This is a genomic window from Dyella sp. NPDC103356, assembly GCF_055584465.1.
In genome coordinates, this window is sequence record NZ_JBVJLZ010000007.1 from 52,812 (window position 1) to 76,423 (window position 23,612).

General features: G+C 62.7%; 20 protein-coding genes. 2 read left to right on the forward strand and 18 right to left on the reverse strand.

Features of this window, described 5'->3' with window-relative positions; all coding sequences use genetic code 11:
- Nucleotides 1-47: 47 nt before the first annotated feature.
- Complete coding sequence (locus ACZ6WW_RS16755) at nucleotides 48-653, reverse strand: YdbL family probable chaperone protein (RefSeq protein WP_465275218.1); 606 nt, start codon at nucleotides 651-653, stop codon at nucleotides 48-50.
- Between the two features lie 32 nt (nucleotides 654-685).
- Nucleotides 686-2,710 carry a hypothetical protein gene (locus tag ACZ6WW_RS16760; RefSeq protein ID WP_465275219.1) on the reverse strand — a complete coding sequence of 675 codons (2,025 nt, stop codon included), beginning with the start codon at nucleotides 2,708-2,710 and terminating at the stop codon, nucleotides 686-688.
- A 44-nt stretch (nucleotides 2,711-2,754) separates the two neighbouring features.
- Between ACZ6WW_RS16760 and ACZ6WW_RS16765 the strand changes: the two genes are divergently transcribed.
- Complete coding sequence (locus ACZ6WW_RS16765; protein ID WP_465275220.1) at nucleotides 2,755-3,486, forward strand: response regulator; 732 nt, start codon at nucleotides 2,755-2,757, stop codon at nucleotides 3,484-3,486.
- A gap of 7 nt (nucleotides 3,487-3,493) precedes the next feature.
- Here the strand turns inward: ACZ6WW_RS16765 and recO are convergent, their stop codons facing one another.
- The 11 genes from recO to ACZ6WW_RS16820 form a co-directional block, all read right to left on the reverse strand.
- Nucleotides 3,494-4,219, reverse strand: coding sequence for a DNA repair protein RecO (recO, locus tag ACZ6WW_RS16770; RefSeq protein ID WP_281849398.1), 726 nt, complete (start codon nucleotides 4,217-4,219; stop codon nucleotides 3,494-3,496).
- A gap of 208 nt (nucleotides 4,220-4,427) precedes the next feature.
- Nucleotides 4,428-5,369, reverse strand: a complete 942-nt coding sequence (gene era, locus ACZ6WW_RS16775; RefSeq protein WP_281849399.1) for a GTPase Era — start codon at nucleotides 5,367-5,369, stop codon at nucleotides 4,428-4,430.
- A 114-nt stretch (nucleotides 5,370-5,483) separates the two neighbouring features.
- Nucleotides 5,484-6,134, reverse strand: a complete 651-nt coding sequence (gene rnc, locus ACZ6WW_RS16780; RefSeq protein WP_281849400.1) for a ribonuclease III — start codon at nucleotides 6,132-6,134, stop codon at nucleotides 5,484-5,486.
- A 15-nt stretch (nucleotides 6,135-6,149) separates the two neighbouring features.
- Nucleotides 6,150-6,530, reverse strand: coding sequence for a DUF4845 domain-containing protein (locus ACZ6WW_RS16785; protein WP_281852926.1), 381 nt, complete (start codon nucleotides 6,528-6,530; stop codon nucleotides 6,150-6,152).
- Between the two features lie 189 nt (nucleotides 6,531-6,719).
- Nucleotides 6,720-7,598, reverse strand: coding sequence for a signal peptidase I (gene lepB, locus ACZ6WW_RS16790; protein WP_281849401.1), 879 nt, complete (start codon nucleotides 7,596-7,598; stop codon nucleotides 6,720-6,722).
- Nucleotides 7,599-7,690: 92 nt separating this feature from the next.
- Entirely contained in the window at nucleotides 7,691-9,481 is a 1,791-nt protein-coding gene (gene lepA, locus ACZ6WW_RS16795; protein WP_465275221.1) for a translation elongation factor 4, read from the reverse strand.
- 258 nt (nucleotides 9,482-9,739) lie between these two features.
- On the reverse strand, nucleotides 9,740-11,236 hold the full coding sequence (locus ACZ6WW_RS16800) for a DegQ family serine endoprotease (protein ID WP_465275222.1): 1,497 nt from the start codon (nucleotides 11,234-11,236) through the stop codon (nucleotides 9,740-9,742).
- A gap of 148 nt (nucleotides 11,237-11,384) precedes the next feature.
- Nucleotides 11,385-12,059 carry a sigma-E factor negative regulatory protein gene (locus ACZ6WW_RS16805; protein WP_281849404.1) on the reverse strand — a complete coding sequence of 225 codons (675 nt, stop codon included), beginning with the start codon at nucleotides 12,057-12,059 and terminating at the stop codon, nucleotides 11,385-11,387.
- Complete coding sequence (gene rpoE, locus ACZ6WW_RS16810) at nucleotides 12,052-12,651, reverse strand: RNA polymerase sigma factor RpoE (RefSeq protein WP_281849405.1); 600 nt, start codon at nucleotides 12,649-12,651, stop codon at nucleotides 12,052-12,054. Before rpoE ends, ACZ6WW_RS16805 begins: the two co-directional genes overlap by 8 nt.
- Before the next feature lie 206 nt (nucleotides 12,652-12,857).
- Entirely contained in the window at nucleotides 12,858-15,419 is a 2,562-nt protein-coding gene (locus ACZ6WW_RS16815; RefSeq protein ID WP_465275223.1) for a putative bifunctional diguanylate cyclase/phosphodiesterase, read from the reverse strand.
- Between the two features lie 12 nt (nucleotides 15,420-15,431).
- Nucleotides 15,432-15,914 carry a hypothetical protein gene (locus ACZ6WW_RS16820; protein ID WP_281849407.1) on the reverse strand — a complete coding sequence of 161 codons (483 nt, stop codon included), beginning with the start codon at nucleotides 15,912-15,914 and terminating at the stop codon, nucleotides 15,432-15,434.
- 237 nt (nucleotides 15,915-16,151) lie between these two features.
- Between ACZ6WW_RS16820 and ACZ6WW_RS16825 the strand changes: the two genes are divergently transcribed.
- Nucleotides 16,152-18,224: a 3-hydroxyacyl-CoA dehydrogenase NAD-binding domain-containing protein gene (locus ACZ6WW_RS16825; RefSeq protein ID WP_465275224.1), complete on the forward strand. Its 2,073-nt coding sequence runs from the start codon at nucleotides 16,152-16,154 to the stop codon at nucleotides 18,222-18,224.
- A gap of 282 nt (nucleotides 18,225-18,506) precedes the next feature.
- Here the strand turns inward: ACZ6WW_RS16825 and ACZ6WW_RS16830 are convergent, their stop codons facing one another.
- The 5 genes from ACZ6WW_RS16830 to ACZ6WW_RS16850 all read right to left on the reverse strand — a co-directional run bounded on the left by ACZ6WW_RS16830 (nucleotide 18,507) and on the right by ACZ6WW_RS16850 (nucleotide 23,522).
- Nucleotides 18,507-19,091, reverse strand: coding sequence for a DUF2058 domain-containing protein (locus tag ACZ6WW_RS16830; protein WP_465275225.1), 585 nt, complete (start codon nucleotides 19,089-19,091; stop codon nucleotides 18,507-18,509).
- 40 nt (nucleotides 19,092-19,131) lie between these two features.
- Nucleotides 19,132-19,350, reverse strand: coding sequence for a SlyX family protein (locus ACZ6WW_RS16835; RefSeq protein ID WP_281849410.1), 219 nt, complete (start codon nucleotides 19,348-19,350; stop codon nucleotides 19,132-19,134).
- 3 nt (nucleotides 19,351-19,353) lie between these two features.
- Nucleotides 19,354-20,691 (reverse strand): UDP-glucose dehydrogenase family protein, encoded by a 1,338-nt coding sequence (locus ACZ6WW_RS16840; protein WP_465275226.1) that lies wholly within the window; start codon nucleotides 20,689-20,691, stop codon nucleotides 19,354-19,356.
- A 127-nt stretch (nucleotides 20,692-20,818) separates the two neighbouring features.
- A complete protein-coding gene (locus ACZ6WW_RS16845; protein ID WP_281849412.1) occupies nucleotides 20,819-21,577 on the reverse strand; it encodes an FKBP-type peptidyl-prolyl cis-trans isomerase in 759 nt (252 codons plus the stop codon).
- A 175-nt stretch (nucleotides 21,578-21,752) separates the two neighbouring features.
- Nucleotides 21,753-23,522 carry a cation:proton antiporter gene (locus ACZ6WW_RS16850; protein ID WP_465275227.1) on the reverse strand — a complete coding sequence of 590 codons (1,770 nt, stop codon included), beginning with the start codon at nucleotides 23,520-23,522 and terminating at the stop codon, nucleotides 21,753-21,755.
- Nucleotides 23,523-23,612 lie beyond the last annotated feature (90 nt).

Here is a 23,612-nt window from a genome sequence, read left to right on the forward strand (position 1 = left end):
CTGATCCGGGCGCGCTTGAGTTCGGTGAATGTAAGGCGCGTGAAGCGTTATTTGCGCTTCCAGGCACCCGAGGCGTCCTGATAATACCAGCCCGCCTTGGCCCGCTCGATCCAGCCCTTGGCAAAGGTGGTGCGAATCTGCCCTTCCCACTCGGGGTGGTTATTGGCGTTGGCCACTTCGCGATAGAGCGCGTTGCGGTCGCGATTCTCGTCGCCGACGGCGGCATTGACCTGCGAGCGCTGGTCCAGCGGCAGCTTGCCGGCGTCGCGTACGGCGATCAGGCCGTCCGAGGTAAAGCCGACCGCACCACTGTCGAACAGCGGACCGAGCGTGGAACGGAAACGTTCCTGCATGCGCGCCTGGATCGCCTCGGTGGTGGCGGTCTGTACGCGCAGGTTGGGCGTGTCGGCGGCATAGGCGGCCGGCACCAGCAGATCCAGCAGCATCGCCGCGGGCTGGTTGTCTTTCCTGGGTGTGGCGGCCGGCGGCGACTTGTTGCCATCGGCAGGCGGCGCATTGCTGTCGAGCACCGTGCCGATGAACTGGTCGGCAGCCTTCTGCGCCGCAGCTTCGGGGAAGTAGACGTTGATGGTCACGCAACCCACCAGCGCGACCAGCACGGTGACCAGCAAACCATAGGCGAGCTTGCGCATAAAAACGCTCCTGGCGTGTATTGAGCCCGGAATCAACGAACTTCCGGTGCAGTTCCTTCGGTGGCGGCTTTCAGTCGGCGCACCAGCGTAGGCCAGTCGACCTGGGCCTGATGACCCACCACCTGCAAGCGCGGCAAGCCGCTGCCTTCGACAATAGTGTAGCCGTCTCCGTCGCGGTCCAAGCCCCCCATATGGCAGACCGAACCCTCCAGCACACAGCTGAGGCCGATGCGTTTGTAACTGAAGGTCTTGAACAGTTTCAGTACTGCGCCCTGCAGGCCGCTGGCCAGGCCACCGCCACCGACACTGGTGAGGTTGTTGACGGCGCGCTGGCTGATCTTGCCGCCGTCGCCGGCCAGCAGGTTCGCCTTGAACGCGACAGGGTTCCAGTTGACCAGGCGCAACTGGTCGATATTGCCGTCCATGCGTCCGGTGATATTGCCGAAGTCGAATACGCTGGTGATCGCACTCAGGTCGATCCGGCTCACATGGATATTGCCGGTGAAGACCGGGGTCGGCCCGAAGGGCTGTTGCAGCGACAGCTTGGTCATATCGACGAAGCCGTCGAACACATTCACCGACAGGCCGCCCTCCAGCTCGAAGCGGTCGTCGACCCAACGCAAACCCGGAATCGCCCCGCCCAGGGTCCCTGGGAACTCCGGCCAGCCGACCGCGCGGCTGAAAGCCGCCATGTCGATACCGGTGAGCACCACCGATGTATTCAGGCGCTCACCCTTGCTGGCCGCCGGCCGCCAGCTCAACTCGCCCACATGCAGCTTGCCGTTCAGCACAGCAATATCCACGCCGCGCTGCAGAGCAAGCGCGCCACCATGGCTTTGCCAGCGCGATTGCGCCGCGCCATGCGGAATCTTGTAGACCTGCAGGTTACGCCAGCTCAGCGCCGTGGCCGGCCGATCCCCTTGCACCGCCCAGTCCAGACCACCGCGAAGACCGACCACGGCCAGACGTCCTTCCGCGTCGGCCGCATCCAGGCCGTCGGTATCGAAGCTGAAGCTCTTGAGATTGCCGTCATCAAGGTCGAGCAGCGCATTGACCTGGCCTTGAATGCGCATGTCGCGCAGACCCAGCGACGTCAGCCAGCCCTGGCCGTAACGCTGATAAGCGGCGGGGAAACGCGCTTGCAGGCGGTCCAGCTTCAAGGTGTCCAGGTCGCCCTTGGCATCGAAGCCCACCGCCCCTTCGAGCTGCAGTGCATCGGCATCGGCCACGCGCAGGCGGTCGATGGAAAAACCGCCGCGCTGGCTGCGACCGTCGATCCCCAACTGCACCGGATGATCGCCGGGCAGGCGCGCATAGATCGGCCCGAGCAACAGCTCGCCGCCACGCAGGCTGGCCTCCACCGCCAGTTTGGCGGGGCCATTGGTGGTATCCAGGGTGAGCCGCCCACCACCACCCAGCCCCTGCCCGGCCAGGCGTCCGCCCGGCGTGTCGAACCCCACACCGTCCAGGGTGAACTGGCCCGAGGTCTGGACGCCACTGTCGTAGGTGTCGAGCGCAAGATCGGCGTCGATGCGCCCGCCGGTCGCACGGCCGGACCATACGGTGCTGAGCAGGCCCTGTAGCCAGCCGGCCGGCATCGCGCTCAGGTTGATCTGCGCATGGCTAGGCTGATCCAGCGGCAAGGCGCCACTGACCTGGGCCTTGCCCTGGGTTAGGTCGATCTGCAGCGTGTTGGCCGCGTCGTCGATCACCATGGCGATCTTGGCGTCGTTGAGCGCACCGCCGGGAGCGTTGCCCAACTGCACGGCGCCGGAGAACAGCCAGCGCATGCTGGCATCGCGCTGCAGCGTGCCACGCAGATTCAGGCCGACACGGCGCCACCCCATCACCGGGACATCGGCCTTGCCGATCCGCATGGTCAGCTTGATTCCGCCCTGGCCGTCCTCGCCCAACTGAGCCTGCAGATCCTGTAACTTGACGCCCGCTACGACGATTTGCTTGGCCTTGAGCGTGGTATCGGCATGCGCCGACGCTGCCAGTCCGACAACGGACAGCAGAAGCAATATGAGTGCAAGGCGGTTTGGTGCGAAACTCATATCGCGCCATTCTGCCAAAACAAGCTGAACGACACGGACCTGTCATGCCGCCATCGATCGAAAATCGCCGCCAAACGCTTGCATCTGACACCGTACCTCGCGTACTGGTGGCCGACGACGACCCGTCCAGCCTGCTGTTTCTGACCGAAGCGCTGCGCGGCCTGGGACTGGACGCCACCGGTTGCACCGACGGCCCGTCGGCTATCGAATTGGCCCAACAACAACCGTTCGGGCTGCTGGTCCTGGATTGCCGCATGCCCGGCGGCGGCGCCGAGCAGGTACTGACCGCATTGCGTAGCAGCGGCTACGACAAGCTTGCGGTAGCCACCAGCGCCGAGCTCGACGAACCGACGCGGCAGCGCTTGTTCGACTGCGGCTTCAACGACCTGCTGCTGAAACCGTGTCAGCAATCGGATCTGCGCCGGATCGCCGCTCTGGTCGATCCCGCCCTGGGCGGCGAAGACCTGCTCGACGATACGCAAGCGCTGGCAAGCAGCGGCGACGAAAACGTCATGCACGCGCTGCGTGGCCTGATGCGCGATGAACTCCTGCAACTCGACCGGGAATGGGACGAGTTGGCGCAGGACAGCGTACGCCTGCGCGATCGGCTGCATCGCCTGCTTGCCTCCTGTGGCTTTTGCGGCACCGCTTCACTGGCTACGCAGACTCTGTTGCTGCAGCAACATCTGATGCGCGGGCAAACTGTCGCCAGCGGCCCGGTCGCCGGCTTTCGTTCAACCTTGCTGGCGACTATCGACGCCTTGCGTCATGGCTGATCGCTGATCAACGATCGCCACGTTCGCGCGCAGCCATGCCGCCGAACACCCGCCACGCGCGCAGTTCGCCACCGTTGAGATAGAAACGAATCACATCGCGCATCATGTTGCGCAGTGCGCTCAAACCGGCGGCGTCAGGCGATTGATCCTGCGCCAACGCGAGCAAGTCGCGCCCTCGCAGTGCCTGCGCGGTGCCGGGCAGACAGGGTACGGGGCCGAGTTCGACGTGATAGCGATAGAACCGTTCCGGCTCTACCGGTTCGCCGTTTTCGGCTTCAAATTCGAGCTGAAGCGCATAACCCAGTGCATCGAGCAGATCCCGCTCGAACCGGCGCAGACTCCAGGCAAGCGATTCTGTGGCCAGCCGCGGCAAGGTCATCGCGTACGCATCGAACAGATCCGACAACGGATCCTGGCGGCCGGTAAGCCGCACGATCAACTCGTTGAGATAAAGACCTGCCAGATTGGCATCGCCAACGAGCCGCAGCGGCATGCCGGCAGCTTCCACACCACGCAACGTTGCCAGCTCACCGCGCATGAGCAAGTCGACGGCAAGCGGCTGGAACGGTTCGAGCAAGGCCCGCTGCAGCCTCGCCTTGCCCCGCTCGCTGCGCACACCGCGCGCCACCATGCCGATGCGGCCGAAGTCGCGCGTCAGGCATTCGAGCAGCAGCGAGGTTTCCCGGTAGGGGCGCGCGTGGAGGATGTAGGTGGGTTGTTGGTCGAGATGCATCGTTGATGCAGTTTCAGGGGTTAGGCCACCAGAGGCGCCCCATCGCTACTCGCGCAACGGGCGAGCTCGGGGGTTCTCGAACTATCTCAGTTTCCATCGTCGCCCCGGCGAACGCCGGGGTCCAGCGCCTTCAATACCTTGAAGCGCAAGGCACTGGGTCCCGGCGTTCGCCGGGACGACGGATAGGAAAGGGCTTTGGAAGCTCCTCTCACTCGTAACCAAACTTTTTGAGCATCGACTCGTCATCCACCCAGCCTTCGCGCACCTTCACCCACAGCTTCAAAAATACCTTGCGCTCGAAGATACGCTCCATATTGCGGCGGGCGGAGCTGCCGATCGCCTTGAGCTGTGCACCGCCCTGCCCGATCACGATGGCTTTCTGGCCGTCGCGCTCGACCCAGACGATGGCGTGGATCTCGGCGACGCCGTCGGGGCGATCGGCGAACTGTTCGATTTCCACCGTCGTGGCGTAGGGCAGTTCCTGATCCAGGCGCAGCATGAGCTGTTCGCGCACCATTTCCGCGGCGAGGAAGCGTTCGCTGCGATCGGTGATTTCGTCTTCGCCGTAGATCGGCGCCTGCACCGGTAGACGCTTGAGAATGCCTTCCTGCAACTCCTTCAGGCCCTTTTCCTTCAAGGCGCTGACGTAGTAGATGTCATCGAAGCTGTGTCGCGTGATCAGCTCGGACACGAACGGCAGCATCGCGCTCTTGTCCTTGCTGAGGTCGACCTTGTTGATCGCCAGCAGACGCGGCACTTTCTGCTCGACCAGGGCGTCGTAGAGGGTTTCGTCCTCGTCGGTCCAGCGGCCGGCCTCGATCACCTGCACGATCACTTCGACTTCGCTGATGGCCGAGCGCGCGGCGCGATTCAGGCTGCGATTCATCGCGCGCTTGGCGCCGCGATGCAGGCCGGGCGTATCGACATAGAGGATCTGCCCGGCTTCGCTGGTCGCGATGCCGAGAATCCGGTGGCGGGTGGTCTGCGGACGCGGGCTGACGATCGACAGCCGGAAGCCGATCAGGGCGTTGAGCAGCGTGGATTTGCCGACATTGGGCCGGCCGGCCAGGGCGACCAGGCCGCAGCGGAAATCCTCGTGCGGCAGCTCGGGCGCGCCGACGTCTTCAAAACTATCGTCGTTATCATTCATGGCTTGGAGCCTGTTCGGTAAGTCGGCGGGATGTGGGCCCAAGGCCGGGCGCCCCCGCTAGAGGTGGGAAAGAAGTGTAAGTCAATGTGCGCCGGAGCGCCGGAATCAGGCGACCTAGGATTCTAGCAGGCGGCGCAGTACCGTCTCGGCCGCGTCCTGCTCGGCCGCCCGGCGACTGCCGCCATGGCCGTCGGCGTGGATGATCTGCGGCTCGGTGATCGCACAGGAGACGTCGAAGGTCTTGGCGTGATCCTCGCCGCGAGCGTCTTTGAGCTCGTACAGCGGCAGGGGCAAGCCACGCGCCTGCAGCCATTCCTGCAGGCGGGTCTTGGCGTCCTTGGAGGAGCGCGGGATCGCCGCGACCCGGTCCTTGAACAGGCTGCGGACCACCTCGCGGCAGGCTTCGAAGCCGCCATCGAGATAGACCGCCGCCAACAAGGCCTCGAAGGCATCGGCCAGGATCGAATCGCGCCGGAAACCGCCGCTTTTCAGTTCGCCTGGGCCGAGCTTCAGACCATCGCCCAGCTCCAGCTCGCGGGCGATGACCGCCAGTGCCTGGCCGTTGACCAGTTGGGCGCGCAACCGCGACAGCTCGCCTTCGCTGGCATTCGGGTGCGCGTCGTAAAGCAACTCGGCGACCATGACGCCAAGCAGGGCATCGCCGAGAAACTCCATCCGCTCGTTGTTCGGCTTGCCGACGCTGCGATGCGTCAGCGCCAGGTCGGCCAGGGCCGGATCACGGAAGCGGTAGGACAGTTTGGTCAAAACTCGAAAACTCGGTTATTCGCCGACATTGCCCTGCAAGGTTACGCTTTTTTCAAAGTGCAGCAGGAAGTCGATGTTGTAAAGAAACGGGATGCGCTTGTCGTAGGCCACCTTGAGCTGGGCGGCATTGCCGCTGCGCTGAAGGGTGATGTCCTTGGGACCGACGGTGGCGTCGTCCACGTACTGGAAGCCCATCTTGAAGATCAGGTCACGGCGTACTTCATCCAGCGACTTGCCTTCCACGCCCGCACTGGCGACCTGGTTCATCGCCTTGGAGACGCCCATGTACTCCGTATAGGACGGTATCAGCTTCATTGCCATGAAACCGAAGAAACCGACCACGATCAATACGACAAGAAACCCGATCAGGGTGATGCCCGACTGCTTTTTCATAATCCCCTCGCTACGCCGCGTTGGCGGCCGTACCCCGTGTGCGTTTTATGCCAGCCTCACAAGGTGACGGAAATACCGATCACCTTGGCTTTGCGAGTGCGATTCTGCCCGCAGTCGGGCTGCAGGTCACGTGCCCTGGATCGCGTTTGGAGCAGCCCGAGGGCTACTCCGTTACGCAGGTGTACCTGAATCTCAATGAATGAGGGTGCCTACGCGCTTGAAGTCGCCGAAATTCAGCCAGACCAGAAACGCCTTGCCAGCCAGGTTCTGCTCCGGCATGCAGCCCCACCAGCGGCTGTCGGTGCTGTTGTACCGGTTGTCGCCCATCACCAGGTAGCAGCCCTGCGGCACCTCGGACGGCACCTTGTCGTTGGGAATCGACGGCGGGGTGTTGTAGGCCGGCATGCGGGCGATCTTGTGCGTGACATTGCCCAGGTGCTCGTTCCATACCGTGGCGCCCATTTCCAGCATCAGGCGCGACTCCTGCTGCTTGGGGTCGCCCGCGTACGGACCGATCAGGTCGGCCGCGACAGGCTGGTCGTTGATCAGCAACGTATCGCCATGCACCTCGATGCGGTCGCCCGGCAAGCCGATCACGCGCTTGATCCAGTTCTGGCTTTCCACCGGCGCATGCGGATTGGCGCAGGTGATGTCGCCGCTGCGCACCATCTTTTCACCGTCCTGGCACAGATAGCCCGGGAAGCGGAACACCACCACGTCGCCGCGCTTGGGTTCGCCGGTGGCAAAAAACTTGTTGTTGAAGGCCGGCATGCGCAGGCCATAGGAAAACTTGTTGACCAGGATGAAGTCGCCGACATCCAGCGTCGGCATCATCGAACCGGACGGAATGCGAAACGGCTCGGCAACGAAGGAGCGCAGTACCAGCACCACCAGCACCACCGGGAACAGCGAACGCGACCAATCGACCAGCACCGGCTCGCGCACTTCCGTGGCACCGTCCGCTTCGGCCTTGGCCTTACGCGCCTTGTAGAAGAACAGGCGATCGATCAGCCAGATCACGCCGAACGCAACGGTCAGGCCAAGCAATATCGCCGAAAAATCAAAATCCATGCACAGCTCCTGGTAGAGCGGTCAATAGTAAATGGTCCGTGGCCAAGAGAAGCGTCGACTCCGTTGACCATTTGCCGTTTACCGTTTACCGCTTATTTGTCGACCTTCAGCACCGCAAGGAAGGCTTCCTGTGGAATTTCCACGCGACCGACCTGTTTCATGCGCTTCTTGCCTTCTTTCTGCTTTTCCAACAGCTTTTTCTTACGACTGACGTCACCGCCATAGCACTTGGCCAGAACGTTCTTGCGCAAGGCTTTCACGGTGGAACGCGCAATCACCTGCGCGCCGATCGCCGCCTGGATCGCCACGTCGAACTGCTGACGCGGGATCAGGTCCTTCATGCGCTCGACCAGGTCGCGACCGCGACGGTCGGCGTGACTGCGATGCACGATAAGACTCAACGCATCGACGCGATCGCCGTTGATCAACACGTCGGTACGCACGAACGGGCCGGCATCGAAACGCTCGAAGTGGTAGTCCATCGAGGCATAGCCGCGCGACACCGATTTCAGACGATCGAAGAAATCCAGCACCACTTCGGCGAGCGGTAGCTCATAGGTGATCTGCACCTGGGTGGCCAGGTACTGGATCGAGCGCTGCACGCCGCGCTTTTCTTCGCATAGCGTGATGATGTTGCCGATGTAGTCGGGCGGCGTGAGGATGCTGGCGACGATGATCGGCTCGCGAATCTCGGTCACTTCCTGCGAAGGCGGAAGCTTGGCCGGGTTGTCCAGCAGCAGGATCGAACCGTCGGTTTTCAGGACCTCGTAGACCACCGTCGGTGCGGTGGTAATCAGGTCCAGATCGTATTCGCGCTCCAGGCGCTCCTGCACGATTTCCATGTGCAGCATGCCGAGGAAGCCGCAACGGAAGCCGAAGCCCATCGCCTCGGAGCTTTCCGGTTCGAAAAACAGCGCGGCATCGTTCAGGCGCAGCTTGTCCAGCGCTTCGCGCAGCGCCGGATAGTCGTCGGCCGAGACCGGGAACAGGCCGGCGAACACGCGCGGCTGCATCTGCTGGAAGCCCGGCAGCGGCTTGGCCGCCGGCTTGGACGCAAGGGTCAGCGTGTCACCGACCGGCGCGCCGTGCACGTCCTTGATCGAGGCGTTGATCCAGCCCACCTCGCCCGCACCGAGCTTGTCGAGCTTCTTGCGCTTGGGGGTAAACACGCCCACTTCGCTGACTTCGTGCGCACGGCCGGTGGACATCACCAGCAGCTTGTCGCCCGGCTTGATCTCGCCCTGCATCACACGCACCAGCGACACGACGCCGAGGTAATTGTCGAACCAGGAGTCGATGATCAAGGCCTGCAGGCGATCGGTGTCGCCGGGCTTGGGCGGCGGAATGCGCGCGATGATCGCTTCGAGCACCTCGACCACGTTGAGGCCCGTCTTGGCGCTGACCGCCACCGCATCGGTGGCATCCACGCCGATCACCGCCTCGATCTCGCCCTTCACCTTTTCGATGTCGGCGGTCGGCAGGTCGATCTTGTTGAGCACCGGCACCACTTCCAGGCCCTGCTCCACCGCGGTGTAGCAGTTGGCGACGGACTGGGCCTCGACGCCCTGCGCCGCATCCACCACCAGCAGCGCGCCTTCGCACGCAGCCAGCGAGCGGCTGACCTCGTAGGAGAAGTCGACGTGCCCGGGCGTGTCGATAAAGTTGAGCTGGTAGGTCTTGCCGTCGCGCGCCTTGTACGGCAACGACACGGACTGCGCCTTGATGGTAATGCCGCGCTCGCGCTCGATCGGATTATTGTCGAGTACCTGCGCCTCCATCTCGCGTTCGGTCAGACCGCCGCAGATTTGGATGATGCGATCCGCCAGCGTGGACTTGCCGTGATCGATATGGGCGATGATGGAAAAATTGCGGATCAGATCCATGGACTACGCTGTATACGGTGTTCCACCGAACGCAGTACGCCGGCAGCGCGCCCCCCCGATGGCGGCACGAACTGGGCATTATCGCATGGAACGGGTGGGGGCCGGGTTGCCGGTCGCCGCTGTATGAATGCGTAGTCAGCGAGGTTGAGCCTCAGTACTTAAAGCCCCCCTCACCCCAACCCGCTCCCCTGGCTTTGCCGGGGGAGCGGGTTGGGGTGAGGGGGAAGCTCGGGACGATGCGAAGCGGGCCTACCGCCCTTACTCGCCGTCCTTGTCGCCCGGCACCGTCAGCCCGATAAACGAACTGCGATCGTCACGGCGCACCAGCAACAACACAGTGCCACCTGCCTTCACGTCCTTGGTGGCCTCACGGAACGAGGCGGCACTGGTAACCGGAGTCTGATTGACCCGCAGGATCACGTCACCCTGGCGCAAACCGGCCTGGGCAGCCACGCGCCCAGTGACATTGGCCACGACCACGCCCTCGCCGGCCTTCAGGCCCAGCTGCTTACGGGTGGCGCTGTCGATCTCCTGCACGGTCAGCCCCAAAAGGGACGAACCGGCACGCGCACCGGGCTGCTCGCTACCGCCCTTGCTCGCCAAGGCGGCGTTCTTGTCGCGCGGCAGTTCGCCAACCGCAACCGGGACATCCTCTTTCTTGCCGTTGCGCAGAATCTGCAGGGTCGCCTTGGTGCCAGGCGGCGTCATGCCGACCAAAGGCGGCAGGTCCGAGGCCTGATTGACGCGTTGGCCGTTGAATGCCAGCACGACATCACCCGGATGGATGCCGGCCTTCTCGGCCCCGCTGTCCTTGCTCACATCGGCAACCATGGCGCCATTGGCATCAGGTAGCTTGAGTGCCTTGACCATCTCGTCGGTCAACGGCTGCACGGTCACGCCCAGCATGCCGCGTGATACATAACCATGTTCCTTGATCTGCTTGACCGCGCTCATCGCCACGTCGATCGGGATCGAGAACGCCACGCCAAGATAACCGCCGGTATTGGAGTAGATCTGCGAGTTCACGCCGACCACCTGGCCTTGCAGATTGAACAGCGGACCGCCGGAATTGCCCCGATTGATCGGCACGTCGGTCTGGATGAACGAGGTATACGGCTGGTCCTGGCCACCAAGGTTGCGGCCGATCGCACTGACGATGCCTTGGGTCACGGTGTAGTCGAAGCCGAACGGCGAACCGATCGCCAGCACCCATTGCCCCGGCTTCAACGCGCGTGAATCACCGATGCTCACCGCCGGCAGGCTACCGCCGGCATCGACCTTCAATAGCGCGATGTCGTATTGCGGATCGCTGCCGACGACCTTGGCGGTCAACGTGCGGCGATCCTGCAGGCGCACGCTGACGGTGTCCGCGTCGTCCACTACGTGCGTATTGGTAATGATGTAGCCATCGTGCGAGATGATGAAGCCCGAACCCAGCGACGTGCGCGCCTGCTCTTCGGGCGAAGGCATCATCGGCATGCCGAAGAAGCGGCGCAGGATATCGTTCGGATCGTCGCCATCGGGACTGTCGGAATCGGGCCCCTGTTGCTGCCCCCGACGCACGGTTTTGTTAGCGCGCTTACCGCTGTATTTAGCCTCGACATGCACGACGGCCGACGCGTTCTGCTGCACGATGCCGGTGAAATCCGGCAGGCTGCCTGTTGTCGCAGGGGCATTTTGCGCCTGCACACTGCCGATGGATGCCAGCCCGACCAGGGCGCAGCAAGCCGCCGTGCGCAAGATAAATCCACTCATGCTGATGTTCCTCCTGTTTTCAGACACGCCTCTAGGCAGCCCATGGCATGGACCGTTAGAGGCAACAAAAGATAGGGAGCTTGCAAGACAAGGCCACGACGAACGCGTGGCCTTGTGGCCTTACTGGGTGGCGGCTGACGCCCCGCCGTCATTGACCGACGGCGCGGGCCTGCGGCACGGACTGCTGAGGCACCGCCTGATCCGGACTGATCAGCAGGTAGCTGCCGTTGCCATGGTTGACCACGCGGTAGCCGCGGACCTGATAGGGCGACAGCTTGTCGCTCTGCGAGTAGAACAGCGGGCCTTCGTTGGCATCGATCGTGGCCGATGCCCGTTCGCTCAGCTGCGAGGGAAGGGAGGCATAGCTATTGAGCCAAGCCGGCGCCTGCGCGGGAGCGGCATTGTTGTGTGTCGGTACCGCCTGCGTCACCGGCGAAACGGTTGCGCCGTTGTTGGCGGCCACCAGCGGCGAGCCGCGATCGCTACCTTCCTGACCTGCCGGCTGTGTCACCAGCAGCGCGGCGATGGCCACGCTTGCGGCAATTGCGCCGCCAGCCGACCAGTGCAGCCAGCGTCGACGGCCTTGCGGGGCCACCGTAATCATTGTGTCCTGGTCGATCGCCAGCATCACCCGGGCGGCAAAGCCCTCGGAGGCTACCGATGGCAGCTCGCGCCGCAGCCCATCGCGGGCGAGGTGATAGCGCGCCCAGGCCTGGGACAGCGAGGCATCGGATTCGAACCGGCGCAGCAGAAAGCGCAGCTCCTCTTTGGAGAGCTGGCCGTCCATTCCGGCAGAAAGGTTTTCGCGATTGACTTCAGTCATTTTTACGATCCTCGCGGTCCGACAGCAGCGGCCGCAGCTTTTCATCGATCGCCTCGCGAGCGCGGAAAATCCGCGAACGCACCGTGCCTATCGGACAATCCATGGCTTCGGCAATCTCTTCGTAACTGAGCCCCTCCACTTCCCGTAGGGTAATGGCGGTACGCAGTTCTTCTGGCAGGGCTTGGACCGTCGAAAACACGGTTTGTTCAATTTCCTGCCGCATTAATTCACGTTCGGGGGTGGCGCTTTCCTGCATGCGGTCGGCACCGGGCACGAAAACGGCGTCTTCGACGGCGATATCGTCGGTCGGCGGACGCCGTCCCATCGCCACCAGATGGTTTTTGGCGGTATTGACCGCGATCTTGTACATCCAGGTGTAGAACGCGCTCTCGCCGCGGAACGAGCCGATGGCACGCCAGGCGCGCACAAAGGCCTCCTGAGCGACGTCCTCGCACTCGGCATAGTTGTTCACATAGCGCGAAATCAGGCCGATCACCTTGTGCTGGTACTTGCGTACCAACAGGTCAAACGCCCGCTTGTCCCCACTTTGGACTCGCTCGACCAGCGCGCGATCCAGTTCGTTTTCGCCCATCCGGGCCGTCTCCTTCGTTACCGCTGTTACAAGCATAAAGTGCGCCGGATGAGAACGATGAAATCAGACAAGCATCCAGAGGTTAAGTTCAGCACGAAGGCGTTCATCATGCGGCCCCATCCTATGACAGCTTCCCGCTCGCCCGGCATGGCACCGGTACGAGCCCCTAAGATTATCGATATGGGGCCGTTAAGGCGGCTGGCAAGTCAATCGCCGGCGGTGGCGATCAGACGCTGGCGCTCGGACAGCAGTTTCTCAAAGGTGGGCACCGGCAGCGGGCGGCAGAACAGATAGCCCTGCAATTCGTCGCAGTGGTTGTTGCGCAGGAACTGCAGATGCTGTTCGATCTCCACCCCCTCGGCCACGACGCCACGCTTGAGGCGGTGAGCCATCTCGATGGTGGTACGCACGATTGCTTCGTCGTCCGGATCGACGCCGATATTGCGCACGAAGCTCTGGTCGATCTTGATCCGGTCCGCCGGCAACTTGCGTAGATAGTCCAGCGAGGCCGCACCCGTACCGAAATCGTCGATCGCGATGCGGCAGCCGAGCTTGTGCAACCCGTGCAGATTTTCCATCAGATTCGGCGCGGCCTTGATGCTGATGCTCTCAGTGATCTCCATTTCCAGCAGGCCGGGATCGAGCCCGGTTTCCTGCAAGACCGAGGAGACCACATCGAGAAAGTTGGGTTGCATCAACTGCACGGCGGACAGGTTCACGCCCAGGCGTAGCCGCAAGCCGAATTTCCGCTCCCACTCCTGAGCCAGCCGGCAGGCCGCGCGCAGCACCCACTCGCCGATCGAAATGATCAGCCCGGTTTCCTCGGCCAGCGGGATGAAGAAACCGGGGCCGATGTAGCCCAGCTCCGGATGCTCCCAGCGGACCAGCGCCTCCATGCCGACGATGTCCTCGGTCTTGGCATCGACCTGCGGCTGGAAGAAGACGCGCAGCTCGCCGTTGCTCTCGGCATGGCGCAGGCGCGATTTCAGCGCGAGATTCTGCTGCTGCGCCTGTTCGGCGCTGACTTCGTAGATCTGGAAATTATTGCGACCCAGGCTCTTGGCCGCGTACATCGCCTCATCGGCGTGCTTGAGCAAGGTTTCCGCGTCGTCGGCGTCGTCGGGATAGAAGCTGACACCGATGGAGGTGGTGACCTGTAACTCGGTGCCGTCGTCGATCCGCAGCGGCGCCTGCATGACCTGCACGATCTTCTCGGCGATACGCAACACGTCTTCGTTCTTGACGATGTGCCGGAGCACCACCACAAATTCATCACCGGCGTAACGGGCCACGGTGTCGGACGCGCGCACGCTGGTCCGCAGGCGCTGGGTCGCGGTGATCAGCACCTGATCGCCCACGGCATGGCCGAGCGTGTCATTGATGGTCTTGAAACGATCCAGATCGACGAATAGCAAGGCGAAGCACTCGCCTGTCCGGGTCGCCTCGCGAATGATCATGTCCAGGCGATCGTTGAACAGCAGCCGGTTGGGCAAGCCTGTCAGCGCATCGAGCAGGCCTTCGGCACGTCCCTGCTCTCGCGTGCGCTTGAGTTCCAGCGCATGCGCGAAACGCGTTGCAGCCACGCGCAAGGTCGGCCCGAGAATATCCATATTGCCGAACGGATGATGCGTGCCCACGAGCAATGCACCAAGCACATTGCGCCGCTCGTCGAGCAAGGGCAGACCGGCAAAACCATTAAGAGCGAGCTGTTCGAGCAACGGATCGACCGCGGCCAGACGGCGCGCATCGCCCTGATGCAGCATCGGTTGGCCATTGAGTACCAGACGCAGCGAGCTTTGCAGGCCAGGGCTGGGCCAGGTCTGGTTTTCGCCACGCCATAGCTGCAACAGCTGGGTAGGTGCGCTGCTTTCTTCCGGCCGCGCCGACCATAATGCGAAGTAATCCAGGTCCAGAGCGTCGTAAAGCAGTTTGGCGGCCGCTTCGACGCCATCGTCGCCGCCGCCCGAATTGAACAGACGCGTGAGCAGATCCAATGCGGGTTCCGCGCGTGCGGCAGGGCGATCGCTGCGAAACGAGAACGCTACCGCATCCCGCCCCTGGTGCCTGACCTTGCGTGCATTGGCCTGGCCGCTGTCGCTGCCGCTCGCCGAAAGACGCTTGCAACGATGCCATTGGCGGGAGCCTTCGCCGATCAGCTTGTGGAGGTCGGCCTGTTCGAACTGGAACAGCTCGGCGATCGGCAGCCGGGACAGCCGCGCCAACGACAAGCCGCTATGGCGAATCATGGCGACGCTCGACTCGATGATCCGTTCGCGCACCGGGTCGACTACCACCCACTCGGTATCGGCCTCGTCGAACGCAAAGCGATAGTCGCCGCGATCGCCCGGTGACGCGGCCGCCGTCGGCAGCGCCACGACCGGTGCGGACAGGTGCGCAAGACGCCGCCAGCGGCCGATCAGCTCGTTGGCGATCTGCGACGCGTAAAGCCAGTCGGCCACTTCGGCAGGCAGCTCGCTGGGCTTCAACCCCGAGCTTTCGGTCAGTATCAGCAGCAGCGGCGTTGCCGTGCACGATGGCCATTGGCGTAGCGTTTCGACGTTCTGGCGCGTGTGCCGCGCGTCGCCGTCGCAAACCAGCACGGCCAGATCGAGCTTGGGCTGTTCCTGCAGCAACTGACGGGCATGGGTGAGATCGCGCGCCGAATAGACCACCGGATGCAGTTCTTCGTGGTCGAACAGATCGAACAGCTCCCGACGCAGCTCCCGCTGGGCGGCTATGATCAGAACACCGGTGGCAGCCTTGTCCATAAGGTTGTGTCGTTAAAGCAGCCAGCGCCCGTCGCGCAGACGCGGACGGACTTCCGGCTTGGCTGCGCAATCGACGCGCACCAGCACGTCGGCAAGGGTATTGAGCAACCCGTTCGGCGCGTCGAGCAACACGACGCGACGCACCTGTTCGGTCTGGCTACGGGCAAGCTGGCGTAGCAGACTCAGTTCGGAGGCTGCCAGGGGCGTGGGGATGCCCCGAAACAGATAGACGCCAAAATGGATGCTCTGCTGTACAAAGCGCAACGCCTGCCCCAGTCGCTGACTACCGGGCACGCGAGCGTGGGCTTCGCGAAGATTGTCCAGCCCCGTCTCGGGCAGCCACAGATAAACCGACTGCCCGGAATGGCGCACCAAGGCCCGGAACTGGTCGATCAACGCATCGGTATCCCCGCCATCGAGCGCAAGCAGCCCTCCGGACGCAGCGAGGATGCGCTCGAAAATATCTGCGCCGACGGGTGCGGCGGGGGTGGCCAAGGAAGTATTCATTCGATGCGTAAAATTGCGCACTCCAGGAGCGAGCACAATAGCTAAAGCCGCATTCCTATCGATTGGCGGCATTTTGCGAACCGATTCATGCGGTAGCGCACAACGCGGATTCGCCCCGGCCTCCCGGGCCCGGGTAAAGAACCGTTTCCGGTGCCCGCCCTCGTCTCGCAATCATCGCTACGGGAAGGTATGGTGAGCAGCTTCTAAGCCACGTCCCCTATCACCATGTTCGAAGGATTGCGCTTCAACCATTGGAAGACGAGCCTGGACGACAGCGGCATCGTCACCCTCTCCCTCGACCGGGCCGACGCCCATGTCAACGCGATCTCGCGTGACGTGCTCGACGAGCTGGGTCAGATCGTCGAACGCCTGGCGATCGAAAAGCCTGCCGGCGTGCTGATCCATTCGGCCAAGCCCTTTGGCTTTGCGGTGGGTGCCGACATCAAGGAATTCGTGAAGTACGCCCAGCATGGCAGCGTGCTGGAAAACATCGAGAACGGCCAGCGCGTCTATGAAGCCCTGGCGCGCCTGCCCTGCCCGACCGTCGCGGCCATCCACGGCGCCTGCATGGGCGGTGGCACCGAGCTGATCCTGGCTTGCCGCCAGCGTGTGGCGGCCGACGATGAGAAGACCCGGATCGGCCTGCCCGAAGTGATGCTGGGCATCCATCCCGGTTGGGGCGGCACCGCTCGCCTGCCGCGGTTGATCGGTGCGACCGAAGCGCTGCCGATCATGCTGACGGGCCGTGCCCTGTCGGCCAAGCGCGCCCTCGCCCTGGGCCTGGTCGACCGGCTGGCCCCTCCCGCCGAGCTATTGGCCGAAGCGCGCAGCCTGCTGCGCCGCCCGCACGCTCGTCCTTTCGCACTGCGAGCCAAGGCCTGGGCGACCAATATCTGGCCGGTGCGTCAGGTACTCGCGCCCATGGTGCTCAAGCAGACCGCCGCCAAGGTACGCAAGGAACACTATCCGGCGCCGTTCGCCACCATTGACGTATGGCGTCGCGGCGGCAGCAGCATCAACCAGCGTCTGAAACTGGAGGCCAAATCGGTCGCCAAGCTGGCGCAGACGCCGACGGCGCAAAACCTGATCCGCGTGTTCTTTCTGCAAGAGCGTTTGAAATCGCAAGGCAGCGGCATCGAGCACGGCATCGAGCATGTGCACGTCGTCGGCGCGGGCGTCATGGGCGGAGATATCGCTGCCTGGGCCGCCTTCAAAGGCTTCAACGTCACGTTGCAGGACCGTGAAATGAAGTTCATCCAGCCAGCGCTGGATCGTGCGCGCGAGCTGTACGAGAAGAAGCTCAAGAATCCGGACAAGGTACAGTCCACGATCGCCCGTCTGCGTGCCGATGTCGAAGGCAACGGCATCAAGGAAGCGGACCTTGCCATCGAGGCCATCTTCGAAAACGCGCAAGCCAAGGAAGCGCTCTACGCGACGATCGAACCGCAATTCCAGGCCGACGAAATCCTGGCCAGCAATACCTCGAGCATCCCGCTTGCCGAACTCAGCAAGGGTCTGCAAAAGCCCGAGCACTTCCTCGGCTTGCACTTCTTCAATCCGGTCGCGCAGATGCCGCTGGTGGAAGTGGTGCGCCATGACCGCCTCGACCCAGCGTTTGAAAAGCGCGCACTCGCCTTTTGCAAAGCGATCGGCAAGCTGCCGATCGCGGTGAAAGGCACGCCCGGCTTTCTGGTCAACCGCATCCTGATGCCGTATCTGCTCGAAGCCATGCGCCTGTACAACGAAGGCATCCCTGGCCCGGTGCTGGACAAGGAAGCGAAGAAGTTCGGCATGCCGATGGGCCCGATCGAACTGGCCGACACCGTCGGCCTGGACGTGTGCGCCTCGGTCGGCAAGGAACTGGCACCTTTCCTCGGGCTCGAATTACCAGCGGGCCTGGAAGACAAGCTTGAGGCCGGCAAACGCGGCAAGAAGGACGGCCAGGGGCTTTATACCTGGCACGAAGGCAAGCCGCAGAAACCGGAAGTCGACCCTGATTACGTTGTGCCAGCCGATCTGCAGGACCGCATGATTCTGCCGATGGTCAACGAAGCCGTTGCCTGCCTGGGCGATGGCGTGGTCGATGATGCCGACCTGCTCGATGCGGGCGTGATCTTCGGTACGGGGTTTGCGCCGTTCCGGGGTGGTCCAATTCAATATCTGCGCAGTGAAGGTGTTGGTGTTGTGCGCGGGAAGCTCGAGCGCTTGGCGCAGCGTTATGGCGAGCGCTTTGCACCGAAGGGTGGGTGGGAGCATCCAGCGTTGGCCAAGACGGGGTTTGAGTTTGAGGATGTTTGACGTTGGGTTTTGAGGAGGCTCCCATGGCCTCCTCACATTTCGGCGCCCCGGCATCTTTGATGCTTGTCGCGAACTCTCCTATTACGTCATTCCGGCACAGGCCGGAATCCATTCGCTCAGTGTTCGCTCGTCAGACGACATTTCGCAAGCGAATGTGCTGAGGAATGGATTCCGGCCTGCGCCGGAATGACGAACAGGTAGAAATGAGTAAGGCATGTGGGAGCGCGCTCTTACTTACCACTCACTCCTATCAACTCCTCACTGCAAATCCGCCCTACCACCTCACCACATCAAATCATCCGGCACGCCATCTTCACCGACACCGCCAGCACTGGGGTCGATCAGCAAGGCGACCATATGCGCATCGATGTCGCGCACTTGCTCGGCGATCGCGCGCGTCACGACAAAATAGCGACCGTTCTGCTGCACCACGCCGAGTTCGCCCGTGTTGATCGCGACAAGTTGTGCGGCATCGAGGTAGACACGCCGGATTTTGCCGCCGTATTCGAAATGGCGAGCCTGATCGGCGTCGGCCTTGTTCAACGATTGGTCCTGCATCAGTTTTTCGATTTTCTGCTTGCGCTCGCGCTTCAGGCGCGCCTGCTCGGCGGCCTCCTGTTCGGCACGCTTGCGCTCGACCGCTTCGGTTTGCGCGCGCACGGCATACGCCTTGGCCAGATCGATCTCGCCATCCTTGCGCGGAGCGTTTTGCTGCTGCGGTTTACCGTGCCCACGATGCGCGGGCTTGCCCTGATGCGGCGGCTTGCCTTGCGGCTTGCCGGCGGGCGGAGACGAAGCGCGCTTCTCTTCGCGCACCTGTTTGACGATGCCGCTTTTGAGCAGCTGATCGCGCAGGGATTCGGCCATGATCTTGAACTCGTAGAACGCTCAGGAAGAAAAGGAAAACTTAGTAATGCGGGGGCGGCGGTTCGCTTTGCGGATCGTGCCCCTGCGACAGGCGCATCGTCGATAGCTCGCTACGCAGATCGCGGATGATGCGCTCCAACGCGGCAATACGCTGTGACTGATCCGCATCGGCGGCTGCCAGGGCGTTGACCGTGTCGTCGATGAAGGTGAGTTTCACCTCCAACTCGGTCAGACGTTGCTCGAGCGTGAGATCGGACAAGTTTCAAGCCCTCAAGCTTCGGCCACGGCCGATACCGTAGTACGCCAGGCCGGCTTCTTCGACCTGCTTGGGATCGTACAGATTACGGCCGTCGAAAATCGCCGGGCTGCTCAGGCTGGCGCGAATGCGCGCGAAATCGGGGCTCCGGAAGGCTTTCCATTCGGTGACGATGGCCAGCACGTCGGCGCCGTTCAAGGCCTGATACGCGTTATCGCAAAGCTTCAGGTCGTCGCGATCGCCGTAAACGCGATGCGTCTCCTCGCGCGCCTCCGGATCGAAGGCCTGCACCTTGGCGCCCGCCTCCCACAACGCTTCCATCAAGCGACGGCTCGACGCCTCGCGCATATCGTCGGTATTCGGCTTGAACGCCAGACCCCATAGCGCAACGGTCTTACCGGCGAGCTGGCCATCGAAGTGCTGACTGATCAGCTCGAACAGCTTGAGCTTCTGGTCGTGATTGACCGATTCGACGGCAGCGAGCAAACGCGCATCGTAACCGACGCCGCGTGCCGTACGCTCGAGCGCCTGCACGTCTTTCGGGAAGCACGAGCCACCGTAGCCCGCACCCGGATAGATAAAGTGATAACCGATACGCGGATCCGAGCCGATACCCTGGCGAACCAGCTCCACGTCGGCGCCTACGCGCTCGGCGATATTGGCGATCTCGTTCATGAAGCTGATCTTGGTCGCCAGCATCGCATTGGCGGCGTACTTGGTCAGTTCGGCCGAGCGCTCGTCCATGACGACGGTGCGCTCGTGATTGCGATTGAACGGCGCATACAGCTTGCGCAATACATTGATCGCGCGTTCGCTGGAGCTGCCGATGATGATGCGGTCGGGGCGCAGGCAATCTTCGACCGCGTCGCCCTCTTTGAGAAATTCGGGGTTCGACACGACGTCGAACTCGACAGCGGCACCACGCGCGTTCAACTCGCCGGCCACCGCATGGCGTACGCGGTCGGCAGTACCGACCGGCACGGTGGATTTATTGACCACGACGGCGTAACGATCCAGATGCTGGCCGATGGTCCTGGCCACGCTGAGTACGTATTTCAGATCGGCGCTGCCGTCTTCGTCCGGCGGCGTGCCAACGGCGATAAAAATCACCTGACCGTGCTCGATCGCCGGTTGCGGATCGGTGGTGAAATCCAGTTGCCCGCTGGCGTGGTTGCGCTTGACGATGGGCTCCAGGCCCGGCTCGTAGATGGGAATCTCGCCGCGCTTCAGGCGCTCCACCTTGCCCGCGTCGATATCGACGCAGACCACGTGATTGCCCATTTCAGCCAGACAGGCGCCAGTGACCAGACCTACGTAACCGGTGCCGAAAATGGTGACTTTCATCGTCGCGGGGATTCCCGAAATCTCAAGACGACCGATTTTAGCAGGCCGCTGCTGGCTAATTCACAAAAAACAACGGGGCGCGAATCGCTTCGCGCCCCGTCGGATGGTGCTTGGTAACGCCGTGGGCTTACTTGCCCGCGCCGTCGCCGCCGCCAGCCGGGGTCGGACCGGTCTTGACGAGGGTCACGTCGAAGATGATGGTCGCGTTCGGCGGGAAGCCGTTCTGCGGCTGTGCGCCGTAGGCCAGGCTCGACGGGATGAAGAACTTGTAGTGACCGCCGGTCTGCATCAGCTGCAGGCCTTCACGGAAACCCGGGATCACGCCAGCGAGCGGGATCGAGGCCGGGCCACCACCTTCGTGCTTGGACGAATCGTCAAACGCTTCGCCATTGACGAAGGTGCCGACGTAGTTGACCTGCACGGTGTCGTTCGGACCCGGGCGTGCACCCGAACCCTGGCTGATGACCTGGTACTGCAGGCCAGAAGCCGTGGTCTTCACGCCAGCGGCGGACTTGTTCTTGGCGATGAAGGCGTCGCCTTCGGTCTTGTTCTTGGCGGCCACCTGGGTGTACTCGGCCTTGGCCTTGGCCTGCAGCTGGGTCACGAAGGCTTCCTTGGTCGCCTTGTACTCAGCTTCCGACATGGTCGGCTTCTGGCCCGACAACGCGGACTGGACAGCGCGGGCGACGGTCGCCGGATCAACTTCGTCGCGCACGAGCGGCGGCAACGAGCTGGCCAGATCCCAACCGACCACATAGCTGGCCTTGGTCTTGTCGACCGTGCCCGCTGCGCCCGACTTGGCGGCCTGAGCGTGGACCCCGGCGGTCATACCCAGCGCAACGGCCAGAGCGGCCGCCGTCAGCGTGGGACGCAGAAAATGCTTCATTTGGAACTCCCTCGTGATTGGATGTGCCGGCACGAACCGGACGGGCCTCCCCGATGGAGGCGCAACGCCCATTGTGCGGTGCCTTTCCCGTCTTAGCAACGAGCAAAGGCGTTGACCGTTCATATGCGCAAAGGTTCGTGACGCAGATCAAAATCGTCTGTTTTTACGATTTTTTCTATAGATGACGGTGATCTGACGGCTCGGTCTTGTCCAAAGTGTCGCGCAAGGCCGCCTGCAGGCGAGCGTGCACCTGCACCAGGACCCGCCATAGTAGCCAGGTCAGCACCAGCCCGATCAACACCAGCACCAGCGCCACCTCGCGCGGAGGCAGGATGGTCGAAGCGAGCGCGGCCACAAGCAGGGCCAGCACGGCCATCGCAGCCAGAGGCACCAGGCGTGCCAGTACGGCACGAATCTTCACATTGTGCTGCCCGCCCACCCGCTCCGGGATGCTCAGCTCGGCCAGCAGCATGCCCAACGCATTGGCTTTGCGATACGCCGCCACGATCATCGGCAGCGACAGGAGTGCCGCAATCGACCAAGCCACTGTGCGTGACACCAGCAGTCTGCCGTTGAAGATGTCCCAATGAAAATACCCGCGCCGATACAGGTAGGCCATGATCAGGAACACGGCCACCACCAGCATCATATTGATGATGACGTGCCAGACCAGGCGACGGATCATCTTCATGATGATGGCGCCCTGCCCCGAAAAACTGATATTGCCCATCCAGTCGGTGTAGGCACTGAAGACGCCGGTCAGACCTGAAGGCAGGCGACGCGCGAGCAAGCCCGATAGAGGATCGGAGGCACGTATGAGATAAGGCGTAAGAAACGTGGTGATCGCCGACACCGCCACCGCGATCGGATACAGAAAACCGCTGGTCACTTTCAGACTCAGGCCAAGCGACGCGATCACGAACGAGAATTCGCCGATCTGCGCCAGCCCCATGCCCACGCGCAGCGACGTACGCCCGTCCTTGCCGGCAACGAACACACCGAAGCTGCAGGTGATCACCTTCCCCAGCACCACCGCAATCGTGACGATAGTGATCGGCCACGCGTATTGCACCAGCACTTTCGGGTCGATCAGCATGCCGATCGCCACGAAGAAGATCGCGCTGAACATGTCGCGCACCGGCCCGACAATGCGCTCGATGCGACGCACGCTGGTCGATTCGCCGACGATCGCGCCGATCAAGAAGGCGCCCAGCGCGACGCTGTAGCCCATCTGCGATACCAGCAGACAGAAGCCAAAACACAGGCCAAGTACGGCAATAAGCAGCACATCGTCGCGGCTGACACGGGCGATGTAGTCGACCACGCGCGGCACCATCAAGAGGCCAACGACCAGCGACACGGCCATGAACAAGGTTAGTCGACCGACCGCCTCCATCGCCTCGCCCGCCGCCAGATCGCCCGTGCTGGCAATGCCGGTGAGCAGGGCCATCAGGACGATGGCAAGCACGTCCTCGATGATCAGGATGCCGAAGATCACCTGGGCGAAGCCCTCGCGCTTCAGGTTCAGATCGCCCAACGCTTTCAGAATGATCGTCGTCGAAGAAATCGACAACATCGCGCCAAGGAACAGCGAGTCGATCGAACTCCAGTCGAAGAAGCGCCCGATCTCGTAACCCAGCCACAGCATCAACACGATTTCGCACACCGCCGCGACCAGTGCCGCACCGCCGACCTCGCGCAATTTCTTCAGGCTGAACTCCAGCCCCAACGCGAACAACAACAGGATCATGCCCAGCTCGGACAGCGTGCGAATGGTGTTTTCGTCGTGGATGAAAACGATCGAGTTCGTATAGGGCCCGACGACCACGCCAGCGATGATGTAGCCGAGCACTACCGGCTGACGCAGGCGTTGGAAGATCACCGTGGTCAAACCGGCGACCAGCATGACGGTGGCGAGATCCTGTATGAACTGAAGTTCGTGCATTGCGATTCCCATCGAGCGACAAGCCAAGACTAACAGCCGCTCTTCGATGCTCAATCACGCCATGTACGATGCACGTGTCATGGCAAGAGA

Coding starts and splice junctions, on each gene's coding strand:
- ACZ6WW_RS16760 (WP_465275219.1), bottom strand. CDS start 2,710: ATGAGTTTCGCACCAAACCGCCTTGCACTCATATTGCTTCTGCTGTCC.
- ACZ6WW_RS16850 (WP_465275227.1), bottom strand. CDS start 23,522: ATGCACGAACTTCAGTTCATACAGGATCTCGCCACCGTCATGCTGGTC.
- ACZ6WW_RS16825 (WP_465275224.1), top strand. CDS start 16,152: ATGTTCGAAGGATTGCGCTTCAACCATTGGAAGACGAGCCTGGACGAC.
- ACZ6WW_RS16755 (WP_465275218.1), bottom strand. CDS start 653: ATGCGCAAGCTCGCCTATGGTTTGCTGGTCACCGTGCTGGTCGCGCTG.
- ACZ6WW_RS16840 (WP_465275226.1), bottom strand. CDS start 20,691: ATGAAAGTCACCATTTTCGGCACCGGTTACGTAGGTCTGGTCACTGGC.
- ACZ6WW_RS16845 (WP_281849412.1), bottom strand. CDS start 21,577: ATGAAGCATTTTCTGCGTCCCACGCTGACGGCGGCCGCTCTGGCCGTT.
- ACZ6WW_RS16805 (WP_281849404.1), bottom strand. CDS start 12,059: ATGACTGAAGTCAATCGCGAAAACCTTTCTGCCGGAATGGACGGCCAG.
- ACZ6WW_RS16830 (WP_465275225.1), bottom strand. CDS start 19,091: ATGGCCGAATCCCTGCGCGATCAGCTGCTCAAAAGCGGCATCGTCAAA.
- rpoE (WP_281849405.1), bottom strand. CDS start 12,651: ATGGGCGAAAACGAACTGGATCGCGCGCTGGTCGAGCGAGTCCAAAGT.
- ACZ6WW_RS16815 (WP_465275223.1), bottom strand. CDS start 15,419: ATGGACAAGGCTGCCACCGGTGTTCTGATCATAGCCGCCCAGCGGGAG.
- ACZ6WW_RS16800 (WP_465275222.1), bottom strand. CDS start 11,236: ATGAGTGGATTTATCTTGCGCACGGCGGCTTGCTGCGCCCTGGTCGGG.
- lepA (WP_465275221.1), bottom strand. CDS start 9,481: ATGGATCTGATCCGCAATTTTTCCATCATCGCCCATATCGATCACGGC.
- recO (WP_281849398.1), bottom strand. CDS start 4,219: ATGCATCTCGACCAACAACCCACCTACATCCTCCACGCGCGCCCCTAC.
- lepB (WP_281849401.1), bottom strand. CDS start 7,598: ATGGATTTTGATTTTTCGGCGATATTGCTTGGCCTGACCGTTGCGTTC.
- ACZ6WW_RS16765 (WP_465275220.1), top strand. CDS start 2,755: ATGCCGCCATCGATCGAAAATCGCCGCCAAACGCTTGCATCTGACACC.
- era (WP_281849399.1), bottom strand. CDS start 5,369: ATGAATGATAACGACGATAGTTTTGAAGACGTCGGCGCGCCCGAGCTG.